The sequence below is a fragment of the Pseudomonas sp. Irchel 3A18 genome, assembly GCF_900187465.1.
Classification (GTDB): domain Bacteria; phylum Pseudomonadota; class Gammaproteobacteria; order Pseudomonadales; family Pseudomonadaceae; genus Aquipseudomonas; species Aquipseudomonas cichorii.
Map to the genome: position 1 here is coordinate 212,080 of NZ_FYDI01000004.1, position 21,518 is coordinate 233,597.

Annotated in this window: 19 protein-coding genes; 15 read left to right on the forward strand and 4 right to left on the reverse strand. The window is 58.8% G+C overall.

The window, feature by feature from the left end; genetic code table 11:
• Positions 1-76 precede the first annotated feature (76 nt).
• The gene (locus CKW23_RS09305; RefSeq protein WP_025261230.1) at positions 77-1,165 is read left to right on the forward strand and encodes an LLM class flavin-dependent oxidoreductase; all 1,089 of its coding nucleotides are present in this window, start codon (positions 77-79) and stop codon (positions 1,163-1,165) included.
• A gap of 70 nt (positions 1,166-1,235) precedes the next feature.
• On the opposite strand, the gene CKW23_RS09310 is transcribed toward CKW23_RS09305, so the two are convergent.
• Positions 1,236-2,141 (reverse strand): LysR family transcriptional regulator, encoded by a 906-nt coding sequence (locus CKW23_RS09310; protein ID WP_025261231.1) that lies wholly within the window; start codon positions 2,139-2,141, stop codon positions 1,236-1,238.
• A 228-nt stretch (positions 2,142-2,369) separates the two neighbouring features.
• On the opposite strand from CKW23_RS09310, the gene CKW23_RS09315 reads away from it, so the two are divergent.
• The 14 genes from CKW23_RS09315 to CKW23_RS09380 all read left to right on the forward strand — a co-directional run bounded on the left by CKW23_RS09315 (position 2,370) and on the right by CKW23_RS09380 (position 17,094).
• On the forward strand, positions 2,370-2,978 hold the full coding sequence (locus CKW23_RS09315; protein WP_025261232.1) for a cysteine dioxygenase: 609 nt from the start codon (positions 2,370-2,372) through the stop codon (positions 2,976-2,978).
• Positions 2,975-4,558, forward strand: a complete 1,584-nt coding sequence (locus CKW23_RS09320; RefSeq protein ID WP_025261233.1) for a rhodanese-related sulfurtransferase — start codon at positions 2,975-2,977, stop codon at positions 4,556-4,558. Before CKW23_RS09315 ends, CKW23_RS09320 begins: the two co-directional genes overlap by 4 nt.
• A gap of 219 nt (positions 4,559-4,777) precedes the next feature.
• Complete coding sequence (locus CKW23_RS09325; protein WP_025261234.1) at positions 4,778-6,130, forward strand: LLM class flavin-dependent oxidoreductase; 1,353 nt, start codon at positions 4,778-4,780, stop codon at positions 6,128-6,130.
• Positions 6,127-7,305 carry an acyl-CoA dehydrogenase family protein gene (locus CKW23_RS09330; protein WP_025261235.1) on the forward strand — a complete coding sequence of 393 codons (1,179 nt, stop codon included), beginning with the start codon at positions 6,127-6,129 and terminating at the stop codon, positions 7,303-7,305. Before CKW23_RS09325 ends, CKW23_RS09330 begins: the two co-directional genes overlap by 4 nt.
• Positions 7,306-7,810: 505 nt before the next feature.
• Positions 7,811-8,902, forward strand: coding sequence for a methyl-accepting chemotaxis protein (locus tag CKW23_RS09335; RefSeq protein WP_025261236.1), 1,092 nt, complete (start codon positions 7,811-7,813; stop codon positions 8,900-8,902).
• A gap of 33 nt (positions 8,903-8,935) precedes the next feature.
• Positions 8,936-9,301, forward strand: coding sequence for a response regulator (locus tag CKW23_RS09340; protein ID WP_095067474.1), 366 nt, complete (start codon positions 8,936-8,938; stop codon positions 9,299-9,301).
• A gap of 4 nt (positions 9,302-9,305) precedes the next feature.
• Positions 9,306-9,623 carry an STAS domain-containing protein gene (locus CKW23_RS09345; protein WP_216703743.1) on the forward strand — a complete coding sequence of 106 codons (318 nt, stop codon included), beginning with the start codon at positions 9,306-9,308 and terminating at the stop codon, positions 9,621-9,623.
• 3 nt (positions 9,624-9,626) lie between these two features.
• Complete coding sequence (locus CKW23_RS09350) at positions 9,627-11,699, forward strand: chemotaxis protein CheA (RefSeq protein WP_095067475.1); 2,073 nt, start codon at positions 9,627-9,629, stop codon at positions 11,697-11,699.
• Positions 11,700-11,726: 27 nt separating this feature from the next.
• The gene (locus CKW23_RS09355) at positions 11,727-13,355 is read left to right on the forward strand and encodes a methyl-accepting chemotaxis protein (protein WP_025261240.1); all 1,629 of its coding nucleotides are present in this window, start codon (positions 11,727-11,729) and stop codon (positions 13,353-13,355) included.
• A 14-nt stretch (positions 13,356-13,369) separates the two neighbouring features.
• Positions 13,370-13,888 carry a chemotaxis protein CheW gene (locus tag CKW23_RS09360; RefSeq protein WP_025261241.1) on the forward strand — a complete coding sequence of 173 codons (519 nt, stop codon included), beginning with the start codon at positions 13,370-13,372 and terminating at the stop codon, positions 13,886-13,888.
• A 1-nt stretch (position 13,889) separates the two neighbouring features.
• Positions 13,890-14,702, forward strand: a complete 813-nt coding sequence (locus CKW23_RS09365) for a protein-glutamate O-methyltransferase CheR (protein WP_025261242.1) — start codon at positions 13,890-13,892, stop codon at positions 14,700-14,702.
• Positions 14,693-15,211: a chemotaxis protein CheD gene (locus CKW23_RS09370; RefSeq protein WP_236249387.1), complete on the forward strand. Its 519-nt coding sequence runs from the start codon at positions 14,693-14,695 to the stop codon at positions 15,209-15,211. Before CKW23_RS09365 ends, CKW23_RS09370 begins: the two co-directional genes overlap by 10 nt.
• Positions 15,208-16,263, forward strand: a complete 1,056-nt coding sequence (locus CKW23_RS09375; RefSeq protein ID WP_025261244.1) for a chemotaxis response regulator protein-glutamate methylesterase — start codon at positions 15,208-15,210, stop codon at positions 16,261-16,263. Before CKW23_RS09370 ends, CKW23_RS09375 begins: the two co-directional genes overlap by 4 nt.
• A gap of 168 nt (positions 16,264-16,431) precedes the next feature.
• Positions 16,432-17,094 (forward strand): response regulator transcription factor, encoded by a 663-nt coding sequence (locus tag CKW23_RS09380; RefSeq protein ID WP_025261245.1) that lies wholly within the window; start codon positions 16,432-16,434, stop codon positions 17,092-17,094.
• Here CKW23_RS09380 and CKW23_RS09385 read toward each other — a convergent pair.
• From CKW23_RS09385 to CKW23_RS09395, 3 genes are all read right to left on the reverse strand, one after another.
• On the reverse strand, positions 17,091-19,367 hold the full coding sequence (locus CKW23_RS09385; RefSeq protein WP_025261246.1) for a molybdopterin guanine dinucleotide-containing S/N-oxide reductase: 2,277 nt from the start codon (positions 19,365-19,367) through the stop codon (positions 17,091-17,093). The genes CKW23_RS09380 and CKW23_RS09385 overlap by 4 nt on opposite strands.
• 94 nt (positions 19,368-19,461) lie before the next feature.
• Positions 19,462-20,436: an ABC transporter substrate-binding protein gene (locus tag CKW23_RS09390; RefSeq protein WP_095067476.1), complete on the reverse strand. Its 975-nt coding sequence runs from the start codon at positions 20,434-20,436 to the stop codon at positions 19,462-19,464.
• A gap of 178 nt (positions 20,437-20,614) precedes the next feature.
• The gene (locus tag CKW23_RS09395; RefSeq protein ID WP_025261248.1) at positions 20,615-21,508 is read right to left on the reverse strand and encodes a LysR family transcriptional regulator; all 894 of its coding nucleotides are present in this window, start codon (positions 21,506-21,508) and stop codon (positions 20,615-20,617) included.
• Between the last annotated feature and the right edge of the window lie 10 nt (positions 21,509-21,518).

Below are 21,518 nucleotides of genomic sequence, written 5' to 3' on the forward strand. Positions count from 1 at the left end.
TTCACAGGGGATGCTGCCGCACTTTAAGGTGCTCTGGACAAGGTCGAACGGACCTCAACCATTGGCAGGAGTTGTCATGAGCATCGAATTCATCGGCTATATCGCGACCCAACCCGGTTCTGAAATCCATCCCCGCAGCGGCCCGACCATCCAGCCCGATTACGTGGAGAAGGTCGCCAAGGCTCATGAAGAGGCAGGCTTCGACCGGGCGCTGGTGGCGTATCACTCCAATAGCCCTGACAGTGCTTTCGTCGCAGCTCATGCCGCCAGCGTCACGACCAGACTCAAGTTCCTGATTGCCCATCGTCCGGGTTTCATTTCCCCGACCGTGGCTGCACGTCAGTTCGCGACGCTGGATGTCTTCAATGGAGGACGCACTGCCGTGCATATCATCACCGGCGGGGATGACAAGGAACTGCGCGCCGATGGCAGCCATATCGGCAAGGACGAACGCTACGCCCGCAGCGATGAATACCTGAGCGTGGTACGCCAGGAGTGGACCAGCGACAAGCCGTTCGATCATCAAGGCACTTATTACCACTTTGAAGGCGCTCATTCGCAGGTCAAATCGCCACAGCAGCCGCATATCCCGCTGTACTTCGGCGGCTCGTCGGACGCCGCCATTGCCGTTGCAGGCAAGCATGCCGATGTCTATGCGCTGTGGGGCGAGACTTATGAGCAGGTGCGTGATGTCGTCAAACAGGTTCGCGCCGAAGCGGCAAAGCATGGCCGTACCATTCGCTTCAGCCTGTCATTGCGCCCGATCCTGGCAGAGACCGAAGAGAAAGCCTGGGCGCGGGCCGACAGTATTCTGGAAAGGGCCACGGCCCTGGCCCAGAGCAATGGCTTCGTGCGCCGCGAACCACCGAATGAAGGCTCACGTCGCCTGCTGGCTGCGGCGGCTCAGGGTGCTCGCCTGGACAAGCGTCTTTGGACCGGCATTGCAGGCCTTCTCGGGGCCCAGGGTAATTCCACTTCGCTGGTCGGGACACCGGAGCAGGTCGCTGAGGCGCTACTGGACTATTACGACCTTGGGATCACCACGTTCCTGATCCGGGGTTTCGACCCGCTGGACGATGCGATCGATTACGGCAAGAAACTGATCCCGCTGACCCGTGAGCTGGTTGCAGAGCGCGAGCGTCAGGCTCGGGAGCGGGTTGCCTGATAAGCTTTTTCGTGAATGACTTCACTCCCACAAGAGATCCGAGAGTGGGAGCGAATTCATTCGCGAACCCTCACGCCGCAACCGGCTCCTGCTTCAACGACCTTGCCACCAGACCACCGAACGACTCCACCGGCCCTTGCAGGTTGCCAAGGAAGCGCGGGTAGACCAGCCACAGGTCCATCACCGGCTTGAAGTCCTTGAGCGGCAGAACCGCCAGTTGCTCGCGATGCGCACTGCGCTCCAGCAACGGACGTGGCACCAGGCCAAGCCCCATGCCATCGGCAACCAGACCCAGTTGCAGTTCGGTGCCGAAGGTTTCCAGGTTGATCTTCAGGTTCAGCCCCTGATCGGACAAGGTCCGCTGTAGCCCTGCACGAAAGCCACAGCCGTCCGGGTTGAGCACCCATCCCTGCTCATAACAGTCAGCCAGCTTGCCGGGCTTCTTCATCACTGCGTTTTTGGCGCAAACCACCACCAGTTCCACCTTGCCGATGGACTGGCCGATGATGTTTTCCGGGAAGATCTTGCCTGCCGGAAACAGCGCTGCAGCAGCATCCAGCTCACCATTCTCGATCTTGCCGATCAGGTTGCTGCCCCAGCCGGTCACCACCTGGGCGCGCAGGTCCGGGAATTCGCCACGCAATTGTTTGAGGGCATCGAGCAGCACCACATCGCCGATAGTCTGGGGCACGCCCAGGCGCAACAAACCGCTGGGCGGAGTATCACTGGCGACAAGCTCACGAAGTGAATCCATTTCCCGCAGTATCGCCAGACACTTCTGATAAACCTGCATGCCTATGGGTGTGGGTTTGAGCGGCTTGGTATTACGGTCGAACAACTCGACACCCAGCGCCTGCTCGAAATTCTGTACCCGCCGGGTAATTGCGGGCTGAGTCAGATCCAGCGAATCCGCCGCATGGCTGATCGACTGGCAACGGATCACTGCAACGAAAGCATCGATATCATCAATTTTCATTCGGACCGCACATAAAAATATAAAAAGAACATAGGCAAAAAGCATAGTGGGATTTCAGGATTCTGAATAGCTGCCATCCAGCAACCGGAGCGATTTCATGAAGTAATCGCTTCACTCCCAAAAAGCATTAAAGAGCTTTTCGTTATAACCTAATCATAAAAAAATAGCATATTAAGATCCCACATTATGTTTACATCCATTCAGGCATCAACTCGCCCTGGAATGGATATGACACAGACTCGACACCCGGAACGACTCAGGGCCTTTATCGGTGCACTGGCCGAGCTCATCGACGGTAACCCCCGCGAAGGCGATCTCCTGCATCGCGGCGGCAAGCTACTTTCACAACTGGTGAGCCATGACGACTGGCTGCCTGACGAATTCGCGGTTCCCGATCCGACCCGCTATCAGCAATTCCTGCTGCATGCCGATTCCCGGCAGCGCTTCTCGATTGTCAGCTTCGTCTGGGGACCGGGCCAGAGCACGCCGATTCACGACCATCGGGTCTGGGGCCTGATCGGCATGTTGCGTGGCGCCGAATACTCACAGGGTTTTGTTCGCAGCCCCGATGGACGCCTGGAGCGCGAAGGCCAAGCGATTAGGCTGGAGCCAGGCCACGTGGAAGCCTTGTCGCCTCGCAGCAATGATGTCCATCAAGTCAGCAATGCCTTCAGCGATCAGGTGTCGATCAGCATTCATGTATACGGCGCCAACATCGGCGCGGTAAAGCGTGCCGTCTATGAGCCGGACGGCAGCGAAAAACTGTTCATTTCCGGTTATTCCAACGCCTTTCTCCCGAATATCTGGGACCTGTCAAAAGAGAGCAAAGCCCAATGACCACACAATCGACCCGAACCTTTGCCGACATTCGCCAAGCACTGCTGGAACGCCGGGAAACCGCGCTGGTGGATGTGCGCGAAGAAGCCCCGTTCGCTGAAGCGCACCCGCTGTTCGCAGCCAATATCCCGCTGTCGAAGCTGGAGCTGGAAGTGTTCTCGCGCATTCCGCGCCGCGATACCGCCATCACCTTGTATGACAATGGCGAAGGCCTGGCGCAGATTGCCCAGCAACGCTTGCTCGATCTTGGTTACAGCGATGTGAAGCTGCTTGAAGGCGGCCTGCAGGGCTGGCGCGATGCCGGTGGCGAACTGTTTATCGACGTCAATGTGCCCAGCAAGGCTTTTGGCGAACTGGTGGAACATCATCGCAACACGCCTTCGCTGTCGGCCGAAGAGGTCAAGGCACTGCTCGATAGCAAGGCGGACCTTGTAGTGCTCGACGCTCGGCGCTATGACGAATACCAGACCATGAGCATCCCCAGCGGGATCAGCGTGCCGGGTGCCGAACTGGTGCTGCGCGCACGGGAGCTGGCGCCGGACCCGAACACCCGGATCATCGTCAATTGCGCCGGACGCACCCGCAGCATCATTGGGACTCAGTCGCTGGTCAACGCGGGCCTTCCCAATCGGATCAACGCACTGCGCAACGGCACCATCGGCTGGCTGCTGGCCGGACAGACACTGGATCACGGTCAGGCACGTCGCTTCGCGGCAGTCAGCGAGGAAACTCGTGAAGTGGCCAGTGCCGATGCCCGCAAGGTTGCCGACAAGGCCGGCGTACAACGCGCCAGCCGCGCCGACCTGCAACGCTGGCAGGCCGACGCCACACGCACCACGTATCTGTTCGATGTACGCACCCCGGAAGAATTCGCCAAAGGCCATCTGCCTGCGGCTCGCTCCACGCCCGGCGGACAACTGGTGCAGGAAACCGATCACTTCGCCAGCGTGCGCGGTGCGCGTCTGGTGCTGGTGGACGATGACGGCGTACGGGCCAACATGTCGGCGTCCTGGCTGGCCCAGCTGGGTTGGGAAGTGTTTGTGATCGATGATCTGCAAGCGGCAGACTTCAGCGAAACGGGTGACTGGGATGCTCCCTTCCCTGCGCCGCCTCAGGTCGAGGAAATCAGCCCTGAAACCCTGGCTCAATGGCAAACCGACGGCAATGTCGCAGTACTCGACTTCACTGCCAGCGCCAACTACGTCAAGCAGCATATCCCCGGCGCCTGGTGGACATTGCGGGCGGATCTCGCACAGGCCCTGAACAAAGTGCCACACGCAGAACGCTATGTACTGACATGCGGCAGCAGCCGTCTGGCCCGCCTGGCGGTGGCCGAGGTAGAGGCCTTGACCGGCAGGCAGGTGTTCCTGCTCAACGGCGGGACCGCCAGCTGGATCAAGGCAGGCCTGCCACTGGAACACGGCGAAAGCCGACTGGCCTCGCCGCGCATCGATCGCTATCGCCGTCCCTATGAAGGCACCGATGCACCACGCGAGGCGATGCAGGCTTATCTGGACTGGGAGTTTGGTCTGGTGGAGCAATTGGGCCGCGACGGGACCCATGGTTTCAATGTGATCTGATTTTGCGTTGCTCTTCACTGGACTCTTCGCGGACGCACAACAAAATCAATATTATTTATATTTTAAATAATAAAGATCAGTTAATTACATAATTAGCATATAACCAAAAGATACTTCACATCGGTTTCTTATAGGAATAACTTCAATCTCATTCACCCAGGCAGGGACTGCTGACCGCCAGAGCCGTCAGCCCACGACACCCATTCAGGAGCACTCGACATGAGCACACAACGTCACTTGAAACTCGGAGCCATGGTTCATGGCGTGGGCCACGGTTGGGGTGAATGGCGCCATCCGGATGCGCTGGCGGATGCCAGTGTCAATTTCGGTTTCTACAAGCAGCAGACCGCCCTGGCCGAAGCGGCCAAATTCGATTTCGTTTTCATTGCCGACAGCCTGCATATCCACGAAAAATCCAGCCCGCATTATCTGAACCGCTTTGAACCGCTGACCATCCTCTCGGCACTGGCGGCCACCACACAGCACATCGGTCTGGTGGCGACGGTCACCGTCAGCTACACAGAACCCTTTCAGGTCGCTCGGCAGTTCGCTTCGCTGGACCATATCAGCGGTGGTCGCGCAGGCTGGAACGTGGTCACGTCATGGCTCAGCGGCACTGCCGACAACTTCAGCAAGGGCGAGCACCCTCCCCATGCGGTTCGCTATCGCATTGCCAAAGAACACGTCTCGGTGGTCAAGGGCCTGTGGGACTCCTGGGAAGACGACGCCTTCGCCCGCAACAAGCAGACAGGCGAATTCTTTACCCCGAGCAAGCTGCATGCGCTCAACCATCAAGGCGAGTTCTTTCAGGTCAAAGGTCCGCTGAATATTTCCCGCTCCCGCCAGGGCCATCCGGTACTGTTCCAGGCCGGCACTTCCGAGGACGGGCGCAATTTCGCAGCGGAGTATTCCGATGCCATCTTTGTACACGCCGAAACCCTGGAAGATGCCAAAGCCTATTCCCGAGACCTGAAAAAACGTGCAGCCGGATTCGGCCGTAATCCCGACGAACTGTCGATCCTGCCGGGTATTCGCCCGATCATCGGCCGCGACGAAGCCGAAGTCGAAGGTCGTTACCAGCAGGCGGTGGAACTGGTGTCCATCGAGGATGCCATCGTGGCGCTGGGCCGTCCGTTCAATGATCACGATTTCAGCCAGTACCCGCTGGATGAGCCGTTCCCCGAGCTGGGTGACCTGGGCTCCAACAGCCAGAAAGGCGGTTCGGACCGGATCAAGCAACTGGCCAGGGACGAAGGCCTGACCCTGCGTGAAGTTGCGCTGTATTTCTCGCGTCCGCGTCGCGATTTCGTCGGCACGCCCGAGCAGGTCGCCGATGCGGTGCAGACCTGGTTCGAACAAGGTGCAGCCGATGGTTTCATCATCAACTCATTGCTGCCCGACGGCCTGCAGTACTTCACCGAGCTGGTCGTACCGCTGTTGCAGCAACGCGGCCTGTTCCGCAGCGAATACACCGGTGCCACCCTGCGCGAGCACTTTGGTCTGTCGGTTCCGGTCAATCGCCATGCACCGGACGCCCAGGCCGTCAGCGCCAGAGAGGAAGCCGTGGCATGAGCCTTTCCCAGCTTCGCCCACAGCACACTGCCGAATCAGCCGAGGCCTTCACCGCCCGGCTCGCGCAGATCACCGCCCAACTGGCCGAAACCGCAGAGCACTACGATGTCAGCGGCGAATTTCCTCACGCCAACTTTCGTCTGCTGCATGAACACGGCCTGCTGGGCCTGACGGTGCCCACAGACCTGGGCGGCGGTGGCGCCGATCTGGTTCAGGCATTGCAAGCCGTCAGCGCCGTTGCCAAGGGTGAACCGTCCACAGCGCTGATTCTGGTCATGCAGTACATCCAGCATTCCCGTTTACAGGAAAGCAAAAGCTGGCCAAAGGATTTACGTGTGCTGGTCGCAAAACAGGCCGTGCAGGATGGGGCGCTGATCAATGCCCTGCGCGTGGAACCGGATCTCGGAACCCCGGCTCGCGGCGGTCTGCCAGCCACCATCGCCCGCCGCACCCCGCAAGGCTGGCGGATCAGCGGCAGCAAGATCTACTCCACCGGGAGCCATGGCCTGACCTGGCTCAGCGTCTGGGCTCGCAGTGACGATGAAGATCCCCTGGTCGGTGCCTGGCTGGTACACAAGGACACGCCCGGCATCAGGATAGTCGAGGACTGGGACCACCTGGGGATGCGTGCCACCAGCAGCCATGAAGTGATTTTCGAGGATGTGCTGGTGCCGCTGGAGCATGCGGTCAGCGTCAGCCGCTGGAGTGCGCCACAGCCGGAACTCGATGCCTCGGGCCTGCTGTGGATGTCGGTGCTGCTGTCATCGGTCTATGACGGTATCGCCCACTCGGCAAGGGATTGGCTGGTGCAATGGCTGGAACAGCGCAAGCCGTCCAACCTGGGTGCGGCACTGTCGACCCTGCCCCGCTTTCAGGAAGCCGTCGGGCATATCGATACCTTGCTGTTCGCCAATCAGAACCTGTTGCAGTCTGCCGCCCAAGGCTTGGTCCCGACGAAAAATGCCGCGCAGATCAAATACCTGGTAACCGGCAATGCCCTCCGCGCTGTAGAGCTGGCCATTGAAGCGACTGGCAATCCCGGCCTGTCGCGCAGCAATCCGCTGCAACGGCATTACCGCAACGTGCTGTGCGGGAGGGTCCATACGCCGCAAAACGACGCTGTCCTTCAGGGTGTGGGCAAGTCCGTTTTCGCGGCGCGCAGCACGCCTTTATAGAAACATCATCAAATCGTCTTTTCCGATGATGATCACTCTAAGTGAGAGGCGTTTTCACGACCAACTTCGTGAGGACGCCAACAAAAATAAAAATGCAACATTCAATATTAAAACCCTCTCCGATCAATCCTTTAGAAACTGATACTTTACTTCTCCCTCCTTTTAAATCCTCGTTGAAACTCGCCCTCCACTAGTTGCCGCATCGTGATAGTAAATCTATCTAAAACTCATATTAGTTTGTCCCCTGAAAACACTAAAACAGCCAAACCCTTAAGCCATTCACCTAGGAAACACACCACTCACTCACACCAGAGACAGCGCAACCCCGATCAAAAATCATTGGAAAAAGGACTTTTACCTGACGACTCGGTCAACTAAAAACCCATAAACTCTCATCGTAGAGCCTACCGCTCATGGAATAAGGATTAGGGGTTATCCCGATATTGACGTCAATTTACCATCGCTACTATCCGATTATCTTTAAGACAATCGAATGGATGCGAGCATGGCTATCTACATTGGTTTTTGGCTTGGGCTCGTACTCGGTGCCACTGGAATAATACTGGGACAAAACACAGTGTCAGCCATCGGCCTGGCCATTATCGGGGCCACTACCGTGGCGCTGCACTTGCGTTCCAGGTCCCCGGCCTCACAGATTGCACCTGAAAACGCCCATTCTGATTTGTCCCAACCCCAAGGCCAACCCGACGTACCGGCTCTGTTGCACACCATCGTCCCCAGCTGGAGCGATAGCATCAACCAGAGCCGTGACCTGCTGCAAACCAATATCAGCGAACTGTTCAACAGCTTCAGCAATATTGCGACCCGCCTGGAAAGCAGCCTCAACAACTCTGAAAACATTCTGGGCAATGGCGGTGTCGGTGCGAGCCTGCTTGAAGCCAACCAGCGGCTCGAGGAAGTGACTCGCTCCTTCAACGCCAGCAGTCAGCGCCAGCAGGAATTGACGACGACGATCAGCAAGCTCGACAGCTATGCCAGCCAGCTGCAATTCATGGCCAAGCGCGTGCAGGAAATCGCCAGCCAGACCAACCTTCTGGCCCTCAATGCCGCCATCGAGGCCGCTCGTGCCGGGGAACATGGTCGCGGTTTCTCGGTGGTAGCCGATGAAGTGCGCAAGCTTTCTTCGCTATCCGCCGAGACAGGCCAGGGCATGGACACGAAGGTCGAAGAGATCAACAAGGCCATCCAGTCCACCATCACCGCCGCAGCCGAACTGGGCGAAAGCGAGCGTAGCAATCTGGACTTCCTCAACGACTCGGTCACTCAGGTCATGGCACGCCTTGGAGAGAACCTCAACGAACTCTCCGACTCGTCCCATGCACTGCAACGCGATGCCCGCGATACCCAGCGCGACATCCACTCGATCATGGTCAACCTGCAGTTCCAGGATCGTGCCGATCAGATGCTCGATCATGTCCAGGCCGACCAGCAACAACTGCTCAGCGCCCTGCACAGTCAGGACGAGAGTCTCGATGACCCGCACGCCTGGCTGGATCGCCTGCGTCAGCGCTTCACTACGGAAGAAGAGCGCCACGGGCGACCACAGGCCGCCGCCAGCGAAATCACTTTTTTCTGATTCCTGCTTTTTCCCTATACGAGAGTTCCGAACATGGCCAAGACCGTACTGATCGTCGATGACTCTGCATCGATGCGCCAACTGGTGAGAATGAGCCTGAGCAGCGCAGGGCATCAAGTGATCGAGGCTGTAGACGGGCGCGATGCCCTCAGCAAGCTCACCGGGCAGAAGGTCAACCTGATCATCAGTGACGTGAACATGCCCAATCTCGATGGCATCGGCCTGGTCAAAGAGGTCAAGGCACGCCCCGAATACCGCTTCACCCCCATCATCATGCTCACCACCGAAAGCGAGCAGTCCAAGAAAGCCGAAGGCCAGGCCGCGGGTGCCAAGGCCTGGATCGTCAAACCTTTTCAGCCTCAGCAGTTGCTCGCTGCGGTCGAGAAACTGCTGGGGTAAGCCCATGTTCTCGATAACCGAAGGGACGCAAGACACACCCACGCTGATGCATGTGAAAGGCGACCTGACCATCTACGAAGTCAGGCAGGCACATGAGTTGCTCATGCCCTTGATCTCAACACAGGCCCAGGCCTGGCAACTGGACCTCAGCGGCGTCGATGAAATCGACAGCGCCGGCGTTCAGCTATTGCTGGCGTTGCAGCGCGAACTGTCATTGAGCGGGGCATCAGCCAGTGTCAGTGCAGCTTCGCCCAGCGTGATGGAAATGACCGGGCTGCTGGCTCTGGATGTGCTCCAACCTGTGGCTCAGGCCGAGGATTGACCGATGCTCAGTGGCGAACAGTGGAATCAGTTATTGCAGGGCTTTCTGGATGAAGGCCGGGACCTGCTCAAGGATGCCGAAGACAGCCTGCTGCGTCTTGAAACCACCCCGGACGATCACGACGCGGTCAATGGTCTTTTTCGTGCCGTTCACACCCTCAAGGGTTCGGCCGGGATCTTCTCGCTGACGCCGCTGGTCACCCTCACCCATCATCTGGAAAGCCTGTTGATGTCGGTGCGCGACGGGCAGCGGGTGCTGACCTCGGACCTCACCTCACTCATGCTCAAGTGCATGGATGAGTTGAGCACCATGCTCGAAAGCGTAGACCCCGACAACGGTGTGATGGAAGCCAACGAAAGCCGTCAGGCGCCTCTGCTCGCAGCACTGGCCAAGGCTCAGGGGCATGAAGCCGTAGAAACCGAAGATGCCACGTCAGTCAGCAACGAAGCGGTCATCAACGATGATGAACACGACTGGCAGGTTTCCATCGCATTTGCCAGGGAGCTGTTTCAGAACGGTTTCGACCCGGCAGCCTTCGTGCGCTATCTCAAGAAGCTCGGCACCATCACGAGCATGCAGACGCTGACACCGTCCTTGCCGGAGCTGGGAAGTCTTGATCCTGAAGACTGCTATCTGGAACTGAACCTGACCCTGCGCAGCAGCGCTCAGGCCAGCGAGATCGAAGACGTTTTCGAGTTCATTCAGGACTTCTGCACCCTGCAGATCGAGCGACTGACTTCAGAGCCCGAGGCCGGCGTGACACTCGTCGAGCAGTACCCGGTCGTCGAACAGGCTCCGGTCCTGCAAGTACAGGCCTTGGCCCCGGTAGCTGTGGCCGCGCCTGAAAGACCTGCGGCAGCTCCGAATCCCAACCGCGACCGTCGCCCCGTGGAAAACACGATGGTCAAGGTTGCAGCCAACAAGCTCGACGAGTTGATCAATCTGGTAGGCGAGCTGGTCATCAGCACGGCCGGCGCACAGATGCAGGCCCGTCTGGGCGGTCACAATGGCAGCATCGAAAGCACCCAGGCGGTGCTTCAGCACGTGGAGCAGATTCGCGAAATCGCGCTGAAACTGCGCATGGTCGAAGTGGGCGAAACCTTCAACCGCTTCCATCGCGTGGTGCGTGACGTCAGCCAGGAACTGGACAAGAAAATCCAGTTGACCATTCGTGGCGGCGAAACCGAACTGGACAAGTCGGTGATCGACAAGGTGGCCGATCCTCTGACCCACCTGGTTCGCAACGCCATCGACCACGGCATCGAATCCGCCGCCGATCGTCTGGCGGTCGGCAAACCGGCAGAGGGCAATCTAAGCCTCAATGCCTATCACGACTCCGGCATGATCGTGCTGGAAATCAGCGATGACGGTCGCGGCCTGAATACCGCACGCATTCTGGAAAAAGCCATCGCCAAAGGCATGGTCGAACCTGATGCGCAATTGAGCGACAGCGATATTCACCTGCTGATATTCGAAGCCGGTTTCTCCACTGCCGAACAGGTTTCCAACCTGTCGGGACGCGGTGTAGGGATGGATGTCGTGCGCAGCGCCATCGATCAACTGCGCGGCACGATCGAAATCGATTCGGTTGCCGGTGAAGGCTGCACCTTCCGCATTCGCCTGCCGCTGACCCTGGCCATCATCGATGGTTTTCTGGTCAGTGTGGGCCAGGACAGCTTTGTCATTCCGCTGGATGTGGTCACCGAATGCATGGAGGCCACCGCGCCGCCCCTGGAAAACGGCTATGGCTATCTGAACCTGCGCGGCAGACCTCTGCCGTGCATTGCGCTGAACAGTCACTTCGGCATCAAGGCCGAGCCGTCCCGGCGTCGCAACATTGTCGTGGTCAGCCAGGGACGCCAGCAGGCCGGGCTGATCGTCGATCAGTTGCACGGTGAGCTGCAAACCGTCATCAAGCCTCTGGGCAAGATGTTCCAGCACCTTCGCGGTATCAGCGGCTCAACCATTCTGGGGTCCGGTCAGGTTGCACTGATTCTGGATATCCCCAGCCTGTTTCGCCATTTGCAAGCCCAGGTCGAAAGCGCCAATCAAACCAGTGTCGCCAGCGCCAACTAACTTTTGCAGCCTTCAGGAGATGTAAGCATGCAGTTCATCCGAAATATGAAGATAGGGGTCAGGCTGACACTCGGTTTTCTGATAGTCGTGGCCTTGACCGCGACCATTGGCTTGCTCGGCATCCGCAACCTGGACGAGGTGAACCGACTTTCGGATCGCATGTACGATATCGACGTCGAGGGCATGAGCCAGTTGCAGGAAGCCAATATCCAGTTGATCACCGCAGGTCGCGCCATGCGCCAAAGTCTGCTCTCCACCACTCAGGAAGAGCGGGAAAGCGCGGCCAACATGACTCGCAGCACACTGGAAACCACTCGCGCCCTGATCATCAAATCCCGCGAGAGCTTCATCACCAAAGAGGGCCAGGCCAGAGTCGATGGCTTGCTGGCACCACTGACCGAATACGAAAACATAGCCAAGCAACTCTTGCTCGCCCATCAACAAAGCGGCCAGCTCCAGGAAGCCAGCGAGGCGACCAATCTGTTGCCAAAGGCCATATCGACGTCCGAGGTAGTCGATCGCATGCTGGGTGAAGTGGTCGATTACAAAAAAGAACGGGCCGGGCAGTCAAATCAGGAAATCACCAATATCTCCGAAAGCTCCCGCGTGCAGATGATTGTGCTGGTGGCCGTGGCTACCCTGCTGGGCATGCTGATCGGCGTGCTGGTCACCCGCAGCATCACCAAGCCGCTCAATGGCGCAGTGGAAGCTGCCAACCGCATGGCGGCGGGTGATCTGAGCAAGGACCTTGAAGTCAACAGCAAGGACGAAACCGGTCAACTGCTGTCAGCCATGCAGAACATGGCTGTGCGTCTGCGCAGCATTCTGGGCGATGTGCGCAGTGCCGCCGATTCGCTTTCCTCGGCTTCGGAGCAGGTCAGCTCGACCTCGCAATCCCTGAGCCAGGCCGCCAACGAACAGGCCGCCAGTGTCGAACAGACCAGTGCCTCGGTGGAGCAGATGTCCGCCTCGATTTCCCAGAACACAGAAAGCGCCAAGATCACCGACGGCATCGCCGGCAAGGCTGCCAATGACGCCGTTCAAGGCGGCGGCGCGGTAGGCGACACGGTTCTGGCCATGAAGCAGATTGCCGACAAGATCAGCATCATCGACGACATCGCCTACCAGACCAACCTGCTGGCCCTGAACGCCGCCATCGAAGCAGCTCGCGCAGGTGATCATGGCAAAGGCTTCGCTGTGGTCGCAGCCGAAGTGCGCAAGCTGGCCGAACGCAGCCAGGTAGCCGCTCAGGAAATCGGTCAGGTCGCCTCCAGCAGCGTACAACTGGCCGAACAGGCCGGGCGCCTGCTCAACGAGATCGTGCCCAATATCCAGAAGACCTCTGATCTGGTGCAGGAAATCACAGCAGCCTCCCAGGAGCAGAGCGGTGCAGCCGGGCAGATCAATATCGCCATGGGCCAGATGAACCAGATCACCCAACAGAACGCCTCGGCGTCTGAAGAGCTGGCAGCCACCGCAGAAGAAATGAATGCCCAGGCCGGCCAGTTGCAGGAGTTGATCGGCTTCTTCCGCTTCGAGGCACAGTCTTCATCGAAACCTCAGTCACGCGCCAATGACAACTACAGCAGCCCGACGCAGCCGTGGTCCAGAGGCAAGTCACAGGTCGATGAAGGCCAGTTCGTCAGCTTCAACTAACGGGAGGTACGATCATGAGTCTTCCCCAAACTGTCGAACGGTTATCCGACGCCGACACGATGAGCATCCAGCACCTGTCGTTTCGAGTGCGGGACGCCGCTTATGCGCTGCCTATCGATCTGGTGCGCGAGATCATCGAGTACGACGAAGTCACGTCCGTACCGATGATGCCGGCCTTTATCCATGGTGTGATCAACCTGCGCGGCAACGTGGTGCCGGTGCTCGATCTGGCAGCGCGCTTCGGCTTCGAGCTGACCACGCCCGGCAAGCGCACCTGCATCGTGATCATCGAGCTGACGCTGGAAGACCTCTACCAGCGCATCGGCCTGGTAGTGGATGCCGTGGACGCCGTGCTGGATATCGACCCGCAGCAGGTGGTGCCCGCACCGCCGTTCGGGGCCGGTATCCGTACGGATTTCATCGCGGGCATGGCACGTCGCGACCAGACCTTCACCATCATTCTGAACATTGCACAAGTGTTGTCCCTGGATGACATTCGCCAGCTCAGTCTTGCTGTGCTCAAGGGAAGTTGAAATGTCAGAAGCCTTGAAGATGCCGACACTCGGCGACGCCGAGTTTCTCCATCTGCAAAAGCTAATGGCTGATGCTTCGGGCATCCAGCTGGCGCAGAACAAGCGCCCGCTGGTTGCCGGGCGCCTGATGAAGCGTCTTCGCTATTACCAGTTGGACAGCTACACCGAATACCTGCACATGCTTGAACAGCCCCTGTACAAGCAGGAGCGCCGTCTGGTGGTCGATCTTCTGACCACAAACGAAACCTATTTTTTCCGCGAAAACCCGCATTTCGAGTTTCTGGGCCAGTGGCTGGCACGGCGACGGGGATCGTTACGACTATGGAGTGCAGCCTGCTCATCGGGCGAGGAACCTTACACTCTGGCCATGGTTCTGAGTGAAAGTGCCACTACACAGGACTGGTCCATCATGGCTAGCGATCTTAGCCTGAGCATGCTGCAAAAGGCCCACGAGGGTATCTATGATCTGACGCAGGCCAAGTACTTTCCAGAAGGCTGGATGCAGCGTTATTGCCTCAAGGGGATTGAAGACATGAGCGGACGCTTCAGGGTCAAGGCAGCCCTGCGCGACCGTATCACGCTACAGGAAGTCAACATCGTTCAACCCTTGTCAGAGGACGTGGGCCTGTTTGATGTGATTTTTCTGCGTAATGTATTGATTTACTTCGACAATGAAGAGAAAAAACGTATCGTGCAGCGCCTTGTCTGTCAGTTACGTCCAGGCGGCCTTTTATTCATAGGTCATGCTGAAAGCATTCACGGTTTTGATCTACCTGTACGGCTGGTAAGGCCTTCGGTGTACGAATGTCTATAAACCAACCCCTTTTCCTGCGACCCGGTGATTACTTCTTCGGTCGCCACGACGGACCGGTCACGACGCTGCTGGGCAGTTGCGTATCAGTCATTCTCTGGCATCCACGCTGGCGGTTACTGGGAGTGTCGCACTACCTGCTGCCCCGTGACCCGACCGCAAACTGCAATGATCACGACACTCGCTACGGTGAAGCCGTGTTCCAGCGCATGCATGCCGACATGGTGCGTCACGGCACCACCCCGAGCGAGTACCGCAAAGGCATTTTCGGCGGGGGCTGCATGACGCGCTTCGAGGGCAACGGCCTGCGCAAGATCGGCCACACCAACAGCGATTTCGCCCGCAAGGAATTCCACCTGCGCAAATGGTCGGTGGACTTGCACGATCTCAATGGCGACCATTACCGCCGCCTGCAGATCGATGGACTGAGCGGCAGGATCGAATGCCAGCGCAATGAAGTCACGTTGCCCGTCATCACACAGAACTCAAGGACAGGTGGACATATTCTGTGATCCGCGTATTCATCGTCGACGACTCGGCCCTGGTTCGCCAGGTACTGACCAATTGCCTGGCAAGCCACCCCGGTATCGAGGTGATCGGCCAGGCCAGCGACCCGATCTACGCCATCGACAAGATGCGGCGCGACTGGCCGGATGTCATCATTCTGGACGTGGAAATGCCGCGTATGGACGGCCTGACCTTTCTGCGGCAGATCATGAGCGAGCGCCCGACCCCGACCCTGATCTGCTCGACCCTGACCGAAGCCGGTGCCAGTGTTTCCGTCGAAGCCCTGGCGGCCGGTGCGGTGGGTGTTTTCACCAAGGCCCGGCTGGGCCTGAAACAGAGCCTTGAGCAGATCTCGGGGGATCTGATCCGCAAGATCGAAGAAGCCGCCCGCACCCGCCCAGGCGCTTTCCGGCCACCTGCACGTACCCAGGCCGCGGAGGCACCGCCGCCACCGGCAAACCCGCTGCTCAGAACCACCGACCGGGTCGTGGCTCTGGGCTGTTCGACCGGCGGCACCCAGGCACTGGAATTCATTCTTCGCCAACTGCCACGTGACTGTCCGGGCATTGTGATCGTTCAACACATGCCGGAGAAATTCACGGCCGATTTTGCCAGGCGTCTCGACAGCCTGTGTCAGATCGAAGTCCGCGAAGCCAAACACCTGGACCGCGTTCACAGCGGCCTGGCCTTGATCGCCCCCGGCGGTCTGCACATGCAGCTCAAGCGCAACGGAGCCCACTATCAGGTCGAGGTTCTCGACGGCCCACCGGTCAACCGGCACAAGCCATCGGTAGATGTGCTGTTCCGCTCCATGGCCAGACATGCAGGCGCCAATACCCTGGGCGTGATCATGACCGGCATGGGTGACGATGGCGCCCGCGGCCTGCTGGCCATGCGTGAAAGCGGAGCCCATACCGTCGCTCAGGATGAGGCCAGCTGCATTGTCTTCGGCATGCCCAAGGAAGCCATTCGCATGGGCGCTGCACAAGCGATAGAACCGCTGTCCAGAGTACCGATACTGATCCAACAGTTTGGTGACAGCGCACGGCATGGCTAACGCAATGCCAGCGCCACAATCAGGGATAGGGATGTCCTTTGAGTGGCCGTATTTCGCACGGATGCAGTCCGCTATCAGCGGGCTATCATCAACTCCCACGGGAGAACAGTAATCGTAGCTTTCACTCGTTGCCAGCTATACCCTTCCCATGCGACACAGGCCGGAAATATGCCTTGCCGAATTCTGCTCGCTGATAGCTACCCATTGTTTCGGGCGGGTATCCGGGCACTACTGGAAAAACAACACGAATACGAAATCGTCGGTGAAGCTGGCGATGGAGACAGCATCATCCAGCTGGCTTGCCTGCTGTCGCCGGACATCGTCCTGCTGGACATGTCCATGGAGCGATCATGCAGCGTGCATGCACTGGAAGAACTGTCGGTGCATGCGCCCTGCTCCAAGGTGCTGATGCTGTCGACACATACCGACTCAGGCTTTGTCATGAAGTGCCTGCAACTGGGTGCCCAGGGCTATCTGCTCAAGAGCGCCAGTTTTCTGGAGCTGGAACTGGCCCTGCAAGCATTGCAGCATGGCGATCAATACCTGTCTTCGGAGGTCGTGCCGCTGGTGGTCAGCGAGGCAGTCAAGAAAAGCCTCACGCCCCACTCGCCCACAAGATCCGGAAATTTTTCACTGACCGAACGACAGCTTGAAATCCTGCGCCTGATCGCCCGTGGCGAATCGACCCGTTCCATCGCACTGGGTCTTGGCCTGAGCGTCAAGACGGTGGAAGCCCATCGCTCCCAGGTCATGCATCGTCTGGGGATTCACGACCTTGCCAGTCTGGTGCTTTTCGCCGTTCGGGAAGGGATCATTCAGGTCAACGATTAGCATGACGTCAGAAGTGGCGGCTCAAAGGCCGTCACTTCAGGCAACGCCTGATCCCACCTCACAACCTCCACCGATGCGGTTTGTGCCGAGCAGCCCTGAGACAGGCTTGAAGACCCTGCATCGAGGGTGATCACGTTCGGGTTGCCATGTTTCTCAAGGCAGCCCTTCTGGCCATGTATCAGAGGGTCGAACCAGGCTCCCGTGGCGATCTGCACGACACCAGGACGAATGTCGTCCGAGACAATCACCCCGGCCAGAAAAGCACCGCGCTCATTGAAGACCTTGACCACATCGCCGTCACCAATACCGCGTGCCTGGGCATCGCGGCGATTGAGGGTCAATGGCTCGCGTTCGCGGATCTTCGAGGCGCGGCTATAGGCGCCATGATCGTACTGACTGTGCAGGCGGGTTCGCGGCTGGTTGGACAGCAGGTGCAAGGGAAATGAGGTCGCAGGCTTGTCCAGCCAGACCGGATGCCCCGGACAGTCCGCGTAACCGAACCCGGCAATGCGCTCGGAGAAAATTTCGATACGCCCTGAAGGTGTGGGCAAAGGGTTGGCCTGCGGATCATCGCGAAAAGGCTTGAGCAGAATCATGTCGGTTTCGGGGTATTGCACCTCGAACAGGCCGTCGCGCCAGAACCGGTCATAGTCCGGCAACTGTACGCCAAAGGTTTCAGCCCGCTCGCGAGACTGCTCATAGATATGACGCAGCCAGGCCGATGCATCACGCCCTTCGGTGAAGGTATCGATAAAGCCCAGGCGCTGCGCCAGGTCGGCAAAGATCGAATAGTCGTCGCGGGCTTCGCCCACCGGCTCGATGGCTTGCTCCATGGCGATCATGAAACGGTCGGAAGCCGAGCTGCCGATGTCATTGCGCTCCAGCGCCGTGGTCGCAGGCAGGACGATATCGGCGTACCTGGCCTGGGCGGTCCAGTACTGCTCGTGAACGATGATGGTTTCAGGCCGCTGCCAGGCATCCAGCAGGCGGTTGAGGTCCTGATGGTGGTGGAAGATATTACCGCCGGCCCAGTACACCAGCCGAATGTCGGGATAGTGCCGCTGCTGGCCGTTGTAATCGAAAGGCTCGCCGGGGTTGAGCAGCATGTCGGCGACACGCGCCACCGGGATAAAATCCTTGACCGGGTTGCTGCCCTGCTCGAAGCGTGGCCCCGAGAATGCCTTGCGACCGCTGCCCGTATTGTTCATGCAGCCATAGCCCAGACCAAAACCGCCTCCCGGCAAACCGATCTGCCCCAGCAACGCGGCCAGGGTCACGGTCATCCAGAACGGTTGTTCGCCATGAATGGAGCGCTGCAAGGAATAGGCGACATTGATCATGGTCCGCTTACTGGCCATGCGCTGCGCCAGTTCGGTGATCTGGCGGGCCGGGATTCCAGTCAGTTGCTCGGCCCATTGCGTGTCCTTTGGCTGCCCGTCGACATGCCCCAGCAGATACTCGCGAAAGCGCTTATAGCCCACGGTATAGCGCTGCACAAAGGCTTCGTCATACAACCCTTGAGTAATCAAGACCCAGGACAACGCCATCATCAGCGCCGTATCGCTGCCGGGACGAACCGCCAGCCATTCATTCTTTTCAGGGCCGACCAAGTCATCGCGCAACGGGCTGACATTGACGAACTCCACACCCGCTTTCGACATCGCCTGCAAGGCATCAGCCAGCAGGTGATCGCTGGCACCGCCGGGGCTGGTCTGGGCGTTCTTGGCGGGCAAGCCACCGAAGGCCACGAACAGCTCGCAATGCTCGGCCAGGTTCTTCCAGGAGGTATGCGCCGCCAGCAGCCAGTCCATATTGCCGACGATATGCGGCATCAACACCCGACCTGCGCCGAGGCTGTAACTGTCGGTGCTGAACACATAACCACCCAGGCAGTTGAGGAAGCGATGCAACTGACTCTGGGCATGATGAAAACGCCCTGCACTGCCCCAGCCATAACTGCCGCCAAAGATGGCCTGATTGCCATGCTCGCCCCTGATGCGCTTCAGCTCTCGGGCGACCAGATCCAGTGCAACGTCCCAGGACACTTCGACGAAAGGCTCCTGGCCACGCAGTTCAGGCCGACCACCGGACTCCTGAAGGAAGCTGCGACGCACGGCGGGACGCTTGATACGGGTCGGCGACGTGATGGCGCCTGCCACCGAATCACCGATGGGCGAAGGGTCCTTGTCCCACTCGGCGGGCACCAGCGCTTCAAGCTTTCCGTCCACAACCTGTGGGCGGTAGACGCCCCAGTGCAATGAAGTGAACGTCATGGTGAAGGGCTCCTGAGTGGTTGGGGCGTGGGGTTTCGCGAATGAATTCGCTCCAACAGCCGGGTGTGGAATTCATTCGCGAATAAAGCATGAATCAACGTGAAACCTGCTCCTGCAATTTAAGCGCCGAATTGAACGACTCATCGAACACACTGGCCGCAGGATAGCTTTTGGTCAGCCCGGCACTGTTGAAAAAATCGATGGTCTGCTGCGCGCCCGCAATCACTTCAGGTGTAATCGGTACCACGACGATCTGCGAGCGGGAGAACCAGCGGCGGGCGACTTCAGCGTCGGCTCGGGTCAGGCCTGACCAGGCGTTGGCGTAGGTTTCGCTGTTTTTCGGATCACGCACCGACCAGTCGCGGGCCGCTTGCAAACGCTGAAGGAAATCGTTGATCCGGGCACGCTTGTTCTTGATGGCCTTGTCGTTGGCAACAATGAAACTCTGGGCCGGAATCAGCCCCTTGGCCGTGATGATGATCCTGGCGCCCTGGCGTTCCTGCTGGGTGACGTAGGGCTCCCAGGTCGCAATGGCATCCACCGAACCACCGTCCAGAGCGTGAGAAGAATCCAGCGCACTGAGATAACGATAGTCCACGGCATCACGGGGCACACCCGCCTTGTCCAGTGCGGTGAGCATCAATTGCTGGCTGAAAGAGCCTTTCCAGATCGCCACTTTCTTGCCTGCCAGATCCGCAACGCTCTTGATGGAAGAGTCCTTGCGTACCACGATGGCCACGCCATCCAGATTCTGCCGCGACACGCCGATGACCTTGATCGGTGCGCCCAGAGCGCCCATGAACAGCGCCGGCGAATCCCCCAGCAGGCCAATATCCAGACTGCCAACGTTCAAGGCTTCGGCCACTGGCGAGCCGGCGGTGAACTGCTTCCATTCCAGTTCGTAAGGCAGGTCGTTGAGCACACCCGCAGCTTCCATCACGGTACGGGCGCTGTAGCTCTGGTCGCCCACCACCAGATCAGCGGCCTGAGCATTCAACGAAGCCGCAAGCGTCAGGAACAGACCGGACAGAACGCTTTTTTTCCATCGGGCAAGGGTGTTGTCGGGCACGTGCAATCTCCACTGGATCGAAATGGGGTCTGGATCCGCAGGTGCGGTAGCCGATTTTTTGATAACGGTTTCAATGTTTGAAACGAATTCTTAGAACCCTATCATTCTAAAAAACATTATCTAAATTCATTTTCGATCTAGCCTAATATGCAAACAGCTCAGTTATCACCCTGTCAGCTCAAAGGGTATCGCTGGTTGCCAACCGTTCGCGCAAGAACTCGATCAGGGCCTGCACCGGCCTTGAAGCCTGACGATGCTGTGGATAAACCGCCGACAATGTGAGGGGCTCGGGACGCAGGTCATCCAGCACCCTGACCAGACTTCCACTGCTCAGCGCGGCCCCGACAATGAAGGTCGGCAAGTAGGTGATGCCAAGCCCGGCAATCGCCGCATCTCGCAACAACTCGCCGTTATTGGTACGCATCCGCCCGCTGACATTGAGGCTCACGGGTTTGCCGCTGCCCTGAAAACGCCACTGCACCTGACGGTTATGGCCATAGGGCAAGCAGTCGTGGGCGTGGAGGTCTTCAGGTTTTTCCGGACGTCCCCGTTCAGCCAGATATGCAGGGCTGGCGCAGTACACCCGGTCAATTGTTGCGATACGCCGGGCAATCAGGCTGGAGTCTTCCAGCACGCCAATACGCAGCACCAGATCATAGCCCTCGCTGAGCAGGTCCACCGGCCGATCACTCAGGTCCACCTCCACTGCCACATCCCGGTAGCGCTGCAGAAACAACGGAAGCAGGCAACCCAGATGCGCCACGGCAAATGATAGCGGCGCGCTCAGGCGCAAGGTCCCGCGTGGTTCGCTGTTCTGCCCCGAAATGCCTTGCTCGACCTGCTCGACGTCGCCCAGCAGGCGCAAGGCCGATTCGTAATAGCTCTGCCCCAGCGGGGTGACATCCAGGCGGCGAGTTGAGCGATTGAGCAAGCGCACGCCCAGCCGCTCTTCGAGCTGCATCAGGCGACGACTGACGAACTGCTTGGACAGGCCCAGTTTGTCGGAGGCCGCCGTGAAGCTGCCCGACTCCATGACCTGGCAAAAAATACGCATATCTTCAAAGGGGTTCATTGTCACAACC